The sequence below is a fragment of the Pseudomonas fluorescens genome, from assembly GCF_900636825.1.
GTDB lineage: Bacteria > Pseudomonadota > Gammaproteobacteria > Pseudomonadales > Pseudomonadaceae > Aquipseudomonas > Aquipseudomonas fluorescens_BG.
Map to the genome: position 1 here is coordinate 3,026,709 of NZ_LR134318.1, position 14,521 is coordinate 3,041,229.

Consider the following 14,521-nt stretch of genomic DNA (forward strand, 5'->3'; position numbering starts at 1 on the left):
TCACTCGAACCGAAGGGCGCCAACAAGTTTGTCGATGACTGTCTGAGCATTGCCTGCCAGGCTTTCACGAGACCAGCCGGCGCGCGCGCCGCTTTTGCTCCACAGTACGGCGCCACTTTTGGCATCCAGTACGCGCAGGCTCACGCCCACTGCCGGCTCACCGTCGAGGCCGTTTTTGTACTGCCACTCTTCCACGCTGCCGGACACTACATAATCGAGCTTCTGCTCGCGCGCCCATTCCATGGCGCCGTTGAGGCGCTGATTGTCATCCATCAGTGCTTGTTCACCCTGGGTGCTGGCCGGGTAAACCCGTGGTTGCAGGCCGTGGCTGGACAGCACGCTGAGCAGAATCTGCTCGCTACGCTCACCGGCTTGAGGCGTTTGGGAATAGTTGACCATCGGCACGACGCCCCACAGCGCATTGCGCGGCAGGCTCGGGCTGTTGTCACTGGTGAAACTGGAGCAGCCAGCGACGAACAAAACTGTCAGTGCCAGGCTAAGGTTGCGAATTGCTTGCATAAGGTTGTCTCCCGTAGAGTTCTGTAATCAGCGCCCGAAACGCAGGCCATAGCTCATGCCCACTACGCCGCCGGACTGGCCATCCCCGCCCTGTGGCGCAGATTGGTAGCCGAAGGTCAGGGCCAGTTCGTCGTTGCCCAGTACTTCAAAACCGATACCGGTGTTAACGCCGTAGTTGAATGTCTGATCGGTCCATTGCCACCCTGCCGTCATGTCCACCAGCCAGGTGTATTGCGGCTTGCTGCGCACGAGCGCGCCCGGAATACCGCGTCGCCAAGTAGAGCCAACGTACAGTTGGCCATAGCGGCTTTGCAGAAGATCTTTGGCCGTCACCGTCTGCAATTCGACGGGATCCGCTGGCAGCGGCAAACCCGTGTCCGGATCAGTTTCGACAGCCGGAGCGGGCAAGGTCGGCACGCGGACAGCACCGTTGAAGTCGCTGGACAGGTAGTCCAGATTCCGGTCTTTGACGTTGTTCTTCTGGTAATCGAGACCACTGCGCACCGTCCAGTTGGGGCCGGCGAATTCCAGGGTGTGATCCAGCTCCAGCTTCAGCGCGTGACCGTTACCGAGCGAATCGCCGGCACGGGTCGAAAACGACCGCTGCGCGACTTCCCAACTCAGTTGATCGCGCGCGGTCAGGCCGTGACGCCCGCCGACCCAAGCGCGATCCTGCTGACCGAAGGCACGCATCAAACCGCTGTCTTCGCTCTTGCGATGCCAATCCAGACCGGTCTCGATCTGCTGCCGCGAATCCAGTTGCCATTGGCGCGACAGCCCAAGGCCGTTGCGGTCATCGTCCTTGCGCTGACTGGTGTCGCCGAAGAACGTCCAACTGCCATTTTCCACCGGGCGAATCAGGGTCAGGGCCGCATTGCTTTCGTCACCGATTCTCGACGAGATAACGTCGTCACCTTTGTACTTGCCGTTTTCGACTTCGAGGTCGGCGTACCATTTGTCGCCCAGGTTATGGGCAATTTTCAGGCGCGGCGAGTCGAAGGAAATACCCCCGAAATCTTGCTTCTTGTAGGACAGCAGCATGCCTTGCGGCGTGGTTTCGTGGATTTCCACGGCCTGGCGGCGCAATTGGTCGTTGACCGCCTCAGGCTGATCGTCACCCAGCGCCGATAAGTTGATGTCCAGCGCTTCATTGGTGCGCCCCAGACGGCTGACCGCCTGGGCACGTTGGGCCGGATTCAGATCGCTGTTGGCCAGCAGGGTTTCGAGCTGGGATTTATTGCGGCTGCGCAACGCCTGCTGAATCTGCTCATAGCGGTCGACCTTCAGGCCCTGGCCGCGTGCCCATTCCAGCCACTGGTCTTTTTGCGATTCCTGGTTGGTCGCGTCAAGACGCGCCAGCAACCGTTCAAACCACAATTGTTTCATGGCGGGCGAGCCGTCTTTCCATTTGAACAATTGTTGCTGCGCCATACGTGGCGAATAGCTGCTGGACATCAAGCGCAGCCAGATGGCGTAGCGCTGCGACGACGGTTGCAGATTGTCGGCCTCGGGATTGCGCAGCAGCTTCAAGCGCAGTCGTTGCGCGGCATCCTGATAACCCGCGGTGTCCAAGGCATCGGCATACGCCGCCTGCACCAGCCAATCGCCAGGCACTGTCTTCAGATACGTGCGGTACCAAGCCAACGCTTCGGCATCGCGACCGACCAACTGGCTGGCACTGGCAAACGGCAGCCAGAGCAAGCGATCCTGACGGGCCTGTGCGCGCCATTTGATAAGCAGAGGTTTGAGCTTCGCGGTATCGCCCTGATCAACGTAGAGCCACATCAAGCGCTCGCGGAACAGGTTTTCGCCGGAATACTTCGCCAGGCCCTGCAAATACAAGCGCTCGGCTTCTTCGGGTTGCCCTTGTTCGACCGCCAGAGCGCCACGCACGGCCAGCACTTGCGGTTGCTCATAAGCATCCGGGTATTGCTCGGCGTCCTTGAGCAGCTCGACGACTTGTGGCCAGTCCTGCAGATCTTGGGACAGCTGAAGGGCTTCGACCAGGCGTTGCGGATTTTTCCCGCTGTGCCAGCTGGCAATCATCAATGCCTGTGCGCGTCGTGGATCGCGGGTTTGATACAGCGTGATCAGCTGGCTTTCGTCGCCACGGTTGAGCTTGCCATCGATCGCCAGAAGCCTCTCCAGAGATTCCAGCAAATCTTCATCACGCTCCATGTCCCAGGCCAGGGATGCGCGAGTGAGCCAGTAGCCAGAGTATTTGATGCTTTTATCATTGGCCTGAACCACCTTCCATGCTGCTTGTTCATCGAACAGCTTCATGTAGGTGCTGGCCCAGTCAACTCGCTCGGGCATGGTCAGTTCAAAGCGCTTGGCAAATTCACTGTAGGCCTTGGCCTTTTCGGCAAACTTTCCAGTGTTTTCCAGATTCTGCGCCAGCCGCGTCCACGCCAGTCGATGCGAAGGGTACTTTTTCAGGTAGGCGAGCAGCCAGCTTTCGGCCTGCTCGGGCGTACCGCGCGATTCATGGCCATAGATCAGCGCATCAAGTTCAACGTCAGTAAGGGCACGCTGCTGCATGATCTCAGCGAGCAGCGGGATCGAGCGATCGAAGTCGAATTGCTGGCTCGCCAGCCGCCATGCGTGTTCACGCATTTGCGGATCATCTTTCAACTTCAGACGGCGAATCCAGAAACCCAACGCTGCCGCGTTGTCCCCACGCCATTCACCCAACCGGGCCATTTGCTCCAGCAACGACAAGTCATCGGGGTAAATGGTGGTCAACGGCAAACCGGTTTCCCAGGCACCGGCCAAATCATTGATGGCCAAACGCACGTGAAACTCTTTAAGCGCGACTTTCGGATTATCCGGCTGCAACACGCGCCATTGCTTGAGTAGGCGCTGGGCCAAATCAAAATGCCTGGTCGCCACCGCCACATCGACGCCCTGCTCCAGCCAGGCAGGATCGGTTTGCGGATTGTTGAGCTGCGGCAACTCATCGGCAAGCACCTGCGCCGCCCGCTGGTCATCGCCTGCAGACAACAGACTGTCGAAGGCCAGTTGCGCAAATTCACGACGTTCGGCCGCTTGCTGACTTTCGCGTCGCAGCTGCAGATAGATATCCGCCGCCCGCGCCGGTTTTTCGCCGGCCATGTACCAGCGCGCTGCGGATTTCAGCGCTTCGGTTCGTCCGGCCGGATCGCGCCCGGCGATCTCTTCGTAGACGGTGGCTGTGAACGCGGGGGACTGCAAAGTCAGCCCCAGCGTCGCCAGCTTTCGCAACAGCGGCAGCGGCAGCTTGGCGTGGTCGAAGCTTGTCAGCCGCGCAGCCAGCGCCTGCTGCGCGATCAGATCGTTTTTACCGGCGGCCATTAACGAATCCAGTTCGAGCCGGTAATAAGCTTGAACGTCGGCCGTCGGCTTGGGCCAGGCGTCGATATGCTCGCGTGCCCGGGCGTAGTTGCCCAGGCGAATCAGCAGATCCACCAGTTGCATCCGCAGATGGTCGTCATCGGGATGGGATGCCAGTAATAACTCGCCGTAGTTGGCCGAGACCGCATCGGGCTCGCCGCCGTCGGGCTGGAATACTTCTTCGCGCTGGAAGGTTGCCCAGAGCAGCCCGCCCACGGCTACCGCCACGACCGCCAATGCCCAAGGATTGAGCAGGCGGTTATTTTTAGTTGCAGAAGAGCTGACCATTACTCACCTGCTTCATTGGTAATTGAAAAGTCCAAAGGCCGGCCGAAGCCTTGCCCGCAAATCGCTGTCCATCCACTTCTACGCGGCAGGCAGTCGCCGAACGCACCGAGAAGCTCAAGTCGAACTCCCCGGCGAAGCTGAAGTTGACCCGACGATCATCCAGATAGCGCCAATCAACCAAGGGCAAGTTGGCTTCCTCCAATGCCGGCCGGGTGTCGCGATCAGGGCGCAACACCAGCAAGGCACTCGCACTGCTCAGGGCGACGTAACGGCCCTGCGGCAGATCGCGCACCCCGGCAATGCCCTGAGAACGCAGCAAGTCGGGCCAGCCCATCTGCGGATCCAGGCGCAACGTCCGCAGCGCATCCATCCCGCGGATCTGCCAGGCACCATCCGCCGTTTGCGCAAGGCTGGCCTGATACAAGCCGTGCACGCGATCCAGGTAATCGCTCATCCACAGCGACATCGGCTGCTGATCGCGCATGTACCCGTAGATATCGTGCATGGCCTTGATGGACGCTTGCTTGGTGCTGGAATAGAAGTGGTAATACAGATGCAGGCCGCGCAGACGGCGCGGGTTTTCGGTGAGTTCGAAGGTATCGATCAACTCACGAAAGCCGTAATACGGGCCTTTCCACAGGTTGGTGTAGAGGTTTTCATTGATGATCGGCGCGTAGTACTGCAAACCGCCCGGCGTAGGCCGCAACAGCGGATTCAACCCGGTCAGCGACGGGTTGGCCTTGGTCATGATGGTCTCGGAGCCGTTGACGTTCTTCAGACCAGCGTCGTAGGCCAGCTTGATGGTGTCGGAAGACGGCAGCGCGTCGCCTGGCCAGAACACCAGCTTCACCGGTTTTTGCGGGGTGGTGAGATTCTGGTTGATGTAGTCGCGCGAGCCGAATATCTCGCGACGAAAATCGATCTTGTCGTAGCCGAGGATCTTCATATTTATCCCGTACTCAGGCTCGAAGTTCTCGCGCTTGCGGGCTTTGTCTGGCTGCATGAAAAACGGATGACTGAACGTGTGCGACGCCACCTCGACTTTGGGGTTGGCGAAAATTTCGCGGGCGATCGGCTCAAGCTCACGGGCCAGGAACGGGAACGCGCCGCGTGGCGAAATCTCGCCTTCGATGATCGACACCGAGGTCAGAAATGGATTGGGCTTGATGTAGTCGTCCAGCGTATGGCGCCCGGCATATGGCGTGCCGCGCACTTCAGCGCGGGACGGGAAGCCGTCGCCATCGATATGCACGGTGGCGATGCGGCGGCCGTTTTCGGTGGTGGTGTCCGGGCGCGGCTGCACGGGCAAATGCAAACTGGCTTGAAGGAACGCGAACGGGTCGATGATCCAGCGTGCGCGTTCATTGTTTCTTTCGATCAGGTACGGCGCCAGCGCCAGGCCGCCCCATGGGGCGGTGACCACAGGAGTGAATACCTCGCCTGCCGCATTGGTCAGCGACAACGCCACTTTCGGCCCGTCCGGCAGCGTTGCCAGAGCGGTCAAGTCACGCGAGCGCGGCACCACCGGCGCCTCAAAGTTGCCGACCAAGGTGTTGTCCTGGTGCGTCACAGTAAGCACTTGCGTACCCGGCGTCGCGCCGCGCTTGAGGCCCATGCGCTTGAGCAGCACGGCGTCTTCAATCGGCAAGCCGGCAAGAAAAGCCACCGGGACGTTTTCGTCCAGGCGCGCCTTGATGAACCGGTTGAATGTCGCAACGTCCTGCGGCGGGCCACTGGTCATCCAGGTCACCACGCCGGCATAAAGTCCATTGAACGCGTAACTTGGCAAATCACTGTCGGCCGGCAGGTAATCGACGCGGTAACCGAGATATTCCAACAGACCGCCGACGTACGTATGACCGTTGGCGTTCTCAAGTGCCCCTTCACGCGGGTCGAAAATCAGCGCAATGCGGCGCGGCTGCACCTCGATACTGCTGATGCCCATGGTATTGAGATCAGGGGTGCTGATGTACGGAATGAAGCCTTCGCCGCGCAGACGCTTGGCCAGCTTGCGTGCGTCTTCACGCTGTTCCGGTGGCAAGTAGTCGATCGCCACCAGCGGGATACCCTTGGCGCGCAGCGGCTGCAGATGTGTTTCAAGCCACTCGCGATCAGATTCAGACACCGGACGATAGCGTTTGGTCGTCGCATCCCAGCCGGCATGGATCGACTCGACGGCCACGGCGGCGGCGACACCATCCAGTTCTGGCAGCACTTCAAAGCCGCGATTGAAGAACAGCTTTAAATCGGGCTGACGTTTGTGCAATTCGCGCAGCAGACTCACCAGGCCAACGCGCTGGGCTTCACGCGCGTCTTGCGGCACGAGTTGAAAACTGTCCAGCGTATCGAGGAACAAGCCGGCGTAACCTTGCGCTTGCAGGTCTTTCGCGCGACTGAACAAATGCGTGCGCCAGGCTTCCGACGTGAGATCCATGACCTGGCTGTCCCAAGCATCATTACGCACCGACGATAGCGCTTTGTTCAGACCGGCCTTTTCGATTGCAGCCTTGTTGCCATCGAATTCGCCGACAGAAAGGTACGCAAACGGCTGGCTGCCTAACGACCGCAGGGTTTTGACGTCAGCCGGCGTCATATGTCCCGGCTCGACCACCGCCCAGTCAAACTGCGACAGCTCGGGCAATGGCGGCTGGTCGGCGTACCAGAACGCGACGCTGGTGGGTTGCGGCAAAGCCGCAGCCTGGACTGCTGACCCGCTAACGACCAATGCCAATGCAGCCATCAGCCGCTCGGCAATCGCGCGAACACGCGTCCTGCGAAAAGCAATTTCCATAGTTCACTCTTGAATAGTGGCTGAGCCAGTATTTCGTTAACGTCGGATGGTGGTGACCGGCGGGTTACAAGCTTCGCAGAAGCTGCGCCAAGCCCTGGCCAATAGCGGTTGGTTGCGCGAGCGTGAAGTTATTCAGCAAGCGAGCATTGTTGGCGCGCGAGTGGCGAATATCACCTTGGCGTGGTGCTTGGTAAGACACGTCGAGCGGCGTGCCTGTGGCCTTGCCCAACTCGTCGATCAGGTCGTTGAGGCTGGTCGAACGGCTGAGTCCGACGTTGATGGCAACGCGCGGCGGCTCGCTGGTTTTTACCGCCTGGACGAGGATGCTCACCAGGTCGTCGACGTATACGAAATCACGGGTCTGTCCACCGTCACCGAATACCGTGATGGGTTTTTTGGCGAGCGCGCGTTCGGTGAAGATGCTGATCACGCCGGAATACGGAGAGGACGGATCCTGGCGAGGCCCGAAGATATTGAAGAAGCGGAATACCACGGGTTCCAGGCCATGTTCGCGGCGGTAGAAATCCAGATAATACTCACTGGACAACTTATCGCTGGCGTAAGGCGTGAGCGGTGCCTTGGGAGTGTCTTCTTCGATTGCACTGCCTTCGCCGTTGTTCCCATAAGTCGCGGCACTGGAGGCAAAGACCACTCGCTTCACGCCGGTTTGCAGCATGGCTTGGCAGACGTTGAGTGTGCCCACGAAGTTGGCTTGATGGGTGCCGACCGGGTCATCAACCGAAGCTTGCACCGACGCGACTGCAGCCAGGTGAACCACGGCGTCACAACCTTCCATGGCTTGGCGCACGACGGCAGCGTCAGCCACGTCCCCGATCATTAACTCCAGGCCAGCATGTCCGATGGGCAGATTGACAACCTTGCCGGTCGACAGGTTATCCAGCACGCTGACCTTGTAGCCTTCGCCAAGCAAGGCATCGACCAGATGCGAACCGATGAAGCCTGCACCACCGGTGACCAAAACGCGTTCCATAGACATGAAATTCTTTCCTGAAGATTCGATCGCAAGCACTTGGGTGGGGCACCACTTACAAGATGGAGGGCGGTTTGCTGCTCGCCCTTCCAAGACTTGTTGAACTCGTTTCTTGAGGATTCATTACCCGAAATCAGAAACCCCAACACGGCTAAAAATGGCGTAAAGCCATCAAAACCGGCCGGGATAATGTTTGATCCTGATAGGGCTGTCAATAGATTGTCATTTCTTTTAATTTGCGCCAAATAACGCCATTTAATTGACGACAAATTACTATCAAACGGCTGTGCGGGTGCGTCCTGGATACCGCGAAAACAAGGGCTCCTTCGCCATCGAGGAACTAGAAAACAAAGCTATGGCCGAGCTCTTCTTCCATCCATTCGAGGAACCGCCGAACGCGCGGAAAACTCGAGTGTGCCCTCGGGAACACCAGATGATGGGCGGCGACAGGTGAACTCAGTGCTTGCGGCGCGACCTCGACCAAGGCACCGCTTGATAAATACTTTTGCGCGAGCAGTGCACTTTCCAGAGCGAAACCCAAACCGTGGCTTGCCGCTTCGAGGGTCATGTACGAACGGTCGAAACTCAGCGCGTAAGGATTTTCGGGTCTTGCCAGACCATGCTGGGCGAACCACTCCGGCCACCTGAGGAGCGTTGCCTCAGAAAGAATCAGATCCGCCGCCAGCAGATCCGCTGCGGTATTGATCGGGCAACGAGCCAGCAGCTTCGGCGAGGCAAGGACGGCGAACGTTTCGTTGCGCACAGTGCGGACTTCGTAGCTGGGCCAGTTGGGTCGTCCGTGGCGGATATCGACGTCAATCTTGTCCTGGCTGAAATGCAGCGACTCATAGGAACAGGAGAGGTTTATCTGAATATCCGGGTTACTCATTCGGAAAGCTTCAAGCCGAGGCATGAGCCAGAGCAATCCAAAACTGGGAGAGGAATGAAGTCTGAGGCAGTCCAGACTCACGTCACTCGCCGCCCGCTCCGTTGCGACTTCCAGACTCTGCAAGAGACCGGAAATATCCTTCAGATACTGCTCGCCAACAGGCGTCAGTGTCACTCCGCGAGCGGCCCTGACAAACAGCTGTCGCCCGATCATCACTTCCAGTTTAGCTAACTGATGGCTCACCGCAGACGGTGTGAGATCAAGCACCTCGGCCGCTCGGGCGAGATTGCCGAAACGGGCTGTCTGCTCGAAGGCTTGAATTGCCCTCAGCGGTGGCAGATTGAATGAGGGATTTTCGTCGTTGCGCATCAGACGTGTTCCTTGTTTTTCTGGGCGTTACGGAGACAGTGTGCACTCGCTACTCAGCAACCTGGAGGCCCGAGAGGTGAATTTTTTTCATCGACCAGTGACGTTAGCATTATTGCTCGGCACTGCGCCGAGGAACACTCTGAATCATCGATCAATGAATCGAACCATAAAAACAATCAGAGGTAATCCTCATGCTTCTTCAAGGTAAAGTCGCCATCATCACTGGCGCAGCGTCGGAACGTGGTATCGGCCGTGCAACCGCAGTGACCTTTGCCAACCACGGCGCCCGCGTGGTTATCCTCGATCTGGACGAGGCCGCTGCACGTGACGCAGCCGCCGCCCTCGGCGAAGGTCATTTGGGACTCGCAGCCAACGTTGCGGACGAAACCCAGGTCAAACTCGCTGTCGCTAAAGTCATCGAGCGATTCGGACGTATCGACGTACTCGTCAACAACGCCGGTATTACCCAACCGATCAAGACCCTGGACATCCGCCCTGCCGATTACGACAAGGTTCTGGATGTCAGCCTGCGCGGTACATTGCTGATGTCACAAGCCGTCATTCCTACCATGCGCAGTCAGGCTTCAGGCAGCATCGTGTGCATGTCCTCTGTGTCCGCCCAACGCGGCGGCGGCATTTTCGGCGGCCCCCACTACAGCGCCGCGAAAGCCGGTGTTCTCGGACTGGGCAAAGCCATGGCGCGAGAGTTCGGTAGCGAAAATATCCGGGTTAATTCCATCACGCCTGGCTTGATACATACCGATATCACCGGCGGTCTCATGCAGGATGAACGTCGCCACGCGATCATCGAGAGCATTCCGCTGGGTCGCCTGGGCGCCGCTCAGGATGTTGCCAACGCGGCGTTGTTCCTCGCTAGCGACCTGTCCTCTTACCTCACCGGGATCACCCTGGATGTGAACGGCGGTATGTTGATCCACTGACGCAAGTGGCGGGTCGCATCGGCCCATAAAGTTCTGGATCGAAGGTACGCCGGGTTCATACCGGCGTTCTATAAAAACAAGAGATCAGACTGACATGATTACTTCCACCATGACCCTCGACGCTGCTGCCTCGGTTCGGTCAAGCGCCTACCGTAAAACCGCCTGGCGCTTGATGCCGTTTCTGATGCTGTGCTACCTGTGCGCTTACCTTGACCGGGTCAACGTAGGGTTCGCCAAGCTTCAGATGATGAGCGACCTCTCGTTAAGCGAGACCGTTTACGGGCTCGGCGCGGGGGTGTTTTTTCTCGGATATTTCCTTTGTGAGGTGCCGAGCAATCTGATCCTCCACAAGGTGGGTGCCCGACGCTGGATCGCGCGCATCATGATCTCGTGGGGCATCATTTCCGCCCTCTTCGCTTTCGTTGAAACGGCGTGGCAATTCTATGCGCTGCGCTTTTTGCTTGGCGTCGCAGAAGCAGGTCTTGCGCCCGGTCTGTTGCTCTATCTCACTTATTGGTTTCCTTCCTATCGTCGCGCGAAAATGACCGTGCTGTGGTTCATCGCCATTCCGCTTTCCGGAATGGTCGGCGGGCCGCTTTCAGGCTGGATCATGACGGAGTTCGCAGGGTTTCACGGCTGGGCTGGCTGGCAATGGATGTTCGTTCTGGAGGCCATTCCGACGGTGGTGGTTGGGCTTTTGGTCCTGGCATACCTCAAGGATGGCGTGCATCAGGCCACGTGGCTGAGCGATGAAGAAAAGGAACTGGTCAGCAAGGAATTGGCCGAGGACAACAGCCAGAAAGTCACCCACGCTTCAGTGGCTGAATTTATCCGTGATCGCCGCCTGTGGATTCTCGCCTGCATCTACTTCTGCGTAGTCATGGGCCAGTATGCGATCACGTTCTGGTTGCCCACGCTGATCCGCAATGCTGGCGTTTCCGACGCGATGCACATCGGCTTGCTGACCAGCCTTCCCTACCTGTGCGCCATTGTCGCCATGATTCTGATGGGTCGTAGCGGGGACAAACACCAAGAGCGTCGTTGGCACCTGGTGGGGCCGATGATTGCGGGCGCCCTCGGTCTCGCGCTCGCCGCGGTATTTGGCGGCAGTCTGGTTCTATCGGTATTGAGCCTGTGCCTGGCGGCGGCGGGTGTGCTTTCTGCCTCGTCACTTTTCTGGATGCTGCCGACCACATTGCTGGGCGGAGTTTCCGCTGCGGCGGGCATCGCCGGCATCAACAGCTTTGCCAATCTCGCAGGGTTCTGCTCGCCCTATTTGATTGGCTGGATCACCACCACGACCGGTTCAAGCGCCATCGGCATGTATCTGATCACTGGCGTGCTGTGCATCGGCGCCTGTCTGGTACTGCGCATTCCTGCCGCCTCGGTCAATCGTTGAGTTAACGGAGAATTCCCCCATGACTGCCGATCCATCTCATGCGCCGTCCACCACTTTGGTGCAGCGCGCGCACAATATTCGCCGCCACGCTTTACGCATGGGCCAGGTCCAAGGCCAGGGTTACGTCGGTCAGGCCTTAGGCGCTGCAGACCTGCTGGCCGTGGCGTATTTTCACGCGATGGCCTACAAGCCCGAAGACCCGGAATGGGAACAGCGCGATCGCTTCTACCTCTCCATCGGCCACTACGCGATCGCACTCTATGCAGCGTTGATCGAAGCTGAAATCGTGCCCCTGGATGAGCTTGAAACTTATGGCTCAGACGACAGCCGCTTGCCGATGTCCGGCATGGCCACGTACACACCGGGCATGGAAATTACCGGCGGCTCCCTTGGCCAGGGTCTGGGAATCGCAGTGGGCGCCTGCCTCGGTCTGAAGCGCAAGAAGTCCGCTTCGTTCGTTTACAACCTGCTATCGGACGGCGAACTGAATGAAGGCTCGACCTGGGAAGCGGTGATGTCGGCCTCTCATTGGAAACTCGACAACCTCATCGCAATTGTCGACGTTAACAATCAACAAGCCGATGGACGCTCCAGCGAGGTGTTGGCGTTTGAACCCATCGTCGATCGATGGCAAGCGTTCGGCTGGTTCACCCAACGTGTGGACGGTAACGATCTGGACGCATTGGTAAAGGCGTTCGATGCGGCGCGCAACCATCCAGCCGATCAGCCCAGAGTGATTATCTGCGATACCAAAATGGGCAAAGGTGTGCCGTTTCTGGAAACCCGCGAGAAGGCGCACTTCATCCGCGTCGATGAACACGAATGGGATCTGGCCTTGAACAATCTCGAAGAGGGGAAAACTGCATGAGCACTACCAATACCAATACGGCTCCGGCGCCCGTGACCGTGAAGAAAAAACTGACGACCTCTGCGATGATTGCTTCAATTGCCTCTGAAGGTCAGGCAACAAAATCTGCGCCCTTTGGCCACGCCTTGGCAGCACTCGCGGATCAGCGATCGGACATCGTCGGCTTGTCCGCCGATTTGTCGAAATACACGGATCTGCACATCTTCGCGCAAGCTCACCCCGACCGTTTTTATCAGATGGGCATGGCTGAGCAGTTGCTGATGAGCGCGGCCGCCGGCATGGCTCGGGAAGGCTTTGTGCCGTTTGCCACTACCTATGCGGTGTTTGCCTCCCGTCGCGCCTACGACTTCATCTGCATGGCGATAGCCGAAGAAAACCTCAACGTCAAGATTGTCTGCGGCTTGCCTGGCTTGACCACCGGTTACGGCCCAAGCCACCAGGCTACCGATGACCTGGCGATCTTCCGCGCCATGCCAAACCTGATGATCGTCGATCCGTGCGACGCGCTGGAAATCGAGCAGGCCGTGCCGGCAATCGCTGCGCATCAAGGCCCGGTTTACATGCGCCTGCTACGGGGCAACGTGCCGTTGGTCCTGGACGAGTACGGCTACAAATTCGAGATCGGCAAAGCCAAGACCCTGCGCACCGGCAATGATGTGTTGATCATTTCCACCGGTCTGATGACCATGCGTTCACTGGAAGCGGCGAAAGAACTCCAGGCGGACGGCATCGATGTCGCCGTCCTGCACGTTCCGACCATCAAGCCACTGGATGAACAAACCATTCTGGCCGAGGCGCGCAAGTCGGGCCGCCTGGTGGTGACCGCAGAAAACAGCTCGATTATCGGTGGCCTCGGCGAGGCGGTTGCCGGGTTGTTGCTGCGCAATGGCGTCACGCCGACCTTCCGGCAAATCGCTTTGCCCGACGCATTTCTGGACGCAGGCGCTCTGCCGACGCTACATGATCGGTATGGCATCTCGACGCCCGCCGTTTGTGCGCAAATCAAAGCCTGGTTGTAGCGGCATCTTGTTGTAGTTCATCGTGAAGAGCGCTTCGATGAGGGGCGCCTCTTCACATGAGAAAAGGGGCGCAGTCTTGAAACCACATGAATTGCTGGATCCCGCTTTCCGAAGCTTTTTGACGCCCGGCGCGGAACAAGCCTGGGCGCTGGATACGCTGCCTGCCATCAGGGAGCGCGTCCACGCAACATTCAAACCGACAGTGCAAGCCCGTTGCGAGTCGGTATGGACAGCAACTTTTGATGGAGCGCAGTTGCGTCTGTGTCTTTACCAGCCCGATGTCGCGGCACAGGGCAAGGTTCTACCTGTAATCCTGTACATCCATGGCGGTGGTTTCGTCCTCGGACAACCTGAAATGGCAGACGACTATCTGGCAGAACTGGCCGAAGAATTGGGCGCACTGATAGTGGCTGTTGATTACCGCCTTGCACCCGAACACCCCTTCCCCATTCCTCTTGAAGACTGCTACACGGCGCTTGGCTGGTTATTCGAAAATCGCCAAGACTTCAATATCGACACCCGTAAACTGGTCGTCATGGGGCACAGCGCCGGCGGCGGACTGGCTGCAGCGCTGGCTATTCTGGCTCGTGATCGAGGCACCTACCCCATCGCGGCACAAGTCCTGATCTATCCGATGCTGGATTATCGAACAGGCACTGCCGACTCGCCGCACAAGAACAGCACTACCGGAACAATCGGCTGGAAGCCTGAGCCCAACCTGTTCTGCTGGAGTTGCCTGCGCGGCGACTATGCACTCGATGATGAAAGAATCGGCTGGTTTTCACCGGCAATGCAGACAGACTTGAGCGGTCTGCCACCGACTTATATCTCGGTAGGCGCACTTGATCTATTTCTGGAAGAGGATGCCGCTTTCGCATTGAGGCTGTCTCGCTCAGGCATCGCCGTACAGTTCCATATTTACCCCGGCGCGCCGCATATGTTCGACCAGAATCCGGGCCACGTAACTGACCAGTCTGCCCACGACATCGTCCGAGCTTTGAGGCGTGCGATAGCAAGCGAGTAGGAAATGCTGAGCCACAGAAAAGGGCCACTTGGGCCCTTTCGTTGAAACCAC

General features: G+C 58.5%; 10 protein-coding genes. 5 read left to right on the forward strand and 5 right to left on the reverse strand.

Translation table 11 applies throughout. The annotated features are described in order from the left end of the window. The 5 genes from EL257_RS13635 to EL257_RS13655 all read right to left on the reverse strand — a co-directional run bounded on the left by EL257_RS13635 (position 1) and on the right by EL257_RS13655 (position 9,219). Complete coding sequence (locus tag EL257_RS13635) at positions 1-519, reverse strand: penicillin-binding protein activator LpoB (RefSeq protein WP_126363309.1); 519 nt, start codon at positions 517-519, stop codon at positions 1-3. 27 nt (positions 520-546) lie between these two features. Continuing rightward, complete coding sequence (locus tag EL257_RS13640) at positions 547-4,179, reverse strand: tetratricopeptide repeat protein (protein ID WP_126363311.1); 3,633 nt, start codon at positions 4,177-4,179, stop codon at positions 547-549. After that, complete coding sequence (locus EL257_RS13645) at positions 4,157-6,970, reverse strand: bifunctional glycoside hydrolase 114/ polysaccharide deacetylase family protein (protein WP_126363313.1); 2,814 nt, start codon at positions 6,968-6,970, stop codon at positions 4,157-4,159. Before EL257_RS13645 ends, EL257_RS13640 begins: the two co-directional genes overlap by 23 nt. A gap of 64 nt (positions 6,971-7,034) precedes the next feature. Continuing rightward, a complete protein-coding gene (locus tag EL257_RS13650) occupies positions 7,035-7,967 on the reverse strand; it encodes an NAD-dependent epimerase/dehydratase family protein (RefSeq protein ID WP_126363316.1) in 933 nt (310 codons plus the stop codon). A gap of 334 nt (positions 7,968-8,301) precedes the next feature. Then, on the reverse strand, positions 8,302-9,219 hold the full coding sequence (locus EL257_RS13655; RefSeq protein ID WP_126363318.1) for a LysR substrate-binding domain-containing protein: 918 nt from the start codon (positions 9,217-9,219) through the stop codon (positions 8,302-8,304). Between the two features lie 191 nt (positions 9,220-9,410). Here EL257_RS13655 and EL257_RS13660 point away from each other — a divergent pair, with 191 nt between their 5' ends. From EL257_RS13660 to EL257_RS13680, 5 genes are all read left to right on the forward strand, one after another. Then, a complete protein-coding gene (locus EL257_RS13660) occupies positions 9,411-10,160 on the forward strand; it encodes an SDR family NAD(P)-dependent oxidoreductase (RefSeq protein ID WP_126363320.1) in 750 nt (249 codons plus the stop codon). A 94-nt stretch (positions 10,161-10,254) separates the two neighbouring features. Then, positions 10,255-11,559: an MFS transporter gene (locus EL257_RS13665; protein WP_126363322.1), complete on the forward strand. Its 1,305-nt coding sequence runs from the start codon at positions 10,255-10,257 to the stop codon at positions 11,557-11,559. 19 nt (positions 11,560-11,578) lie between these two features. Further along, positions 11,579-12,427, forward strand: a complete 849-nt coding sequence (locus EL257_RS13670; protein WP_126363324.1) for a transketolase — start codon at positions 11,579-11,581, stop codon at positions 12,425-12,427. Then, the gene (locus tag EL257_RS13675) at positions 12,424-13,446 is read left to right on the forward strand and encodes a transketolase family protein (RefSeq protein WP_126363326.1); all 1,023 of its coding nucleotides are present in this window, start codon (positions 12,424-12,426) and stop codon (positions 13,444-13,446) included. Before EL257_RS13670 ends, EL257_RS13675 begins: the two co-directional genes overlap by 4 nt. 76 nt (positions 13,447-13,522) lie before the next feature. Beyond that, positions 13,523-14,470, forward strand: a complete 948-nt coding sequence (locus tag EL257_RS13680) for an alpha/beta hydrolase (protein ID WP_126363328.1) — start codon at positions 13,523-13,525, stop codon at positions 14,468-14,470. Positions 14,471-14,521 lie beyond the last annotated feature (51 nt).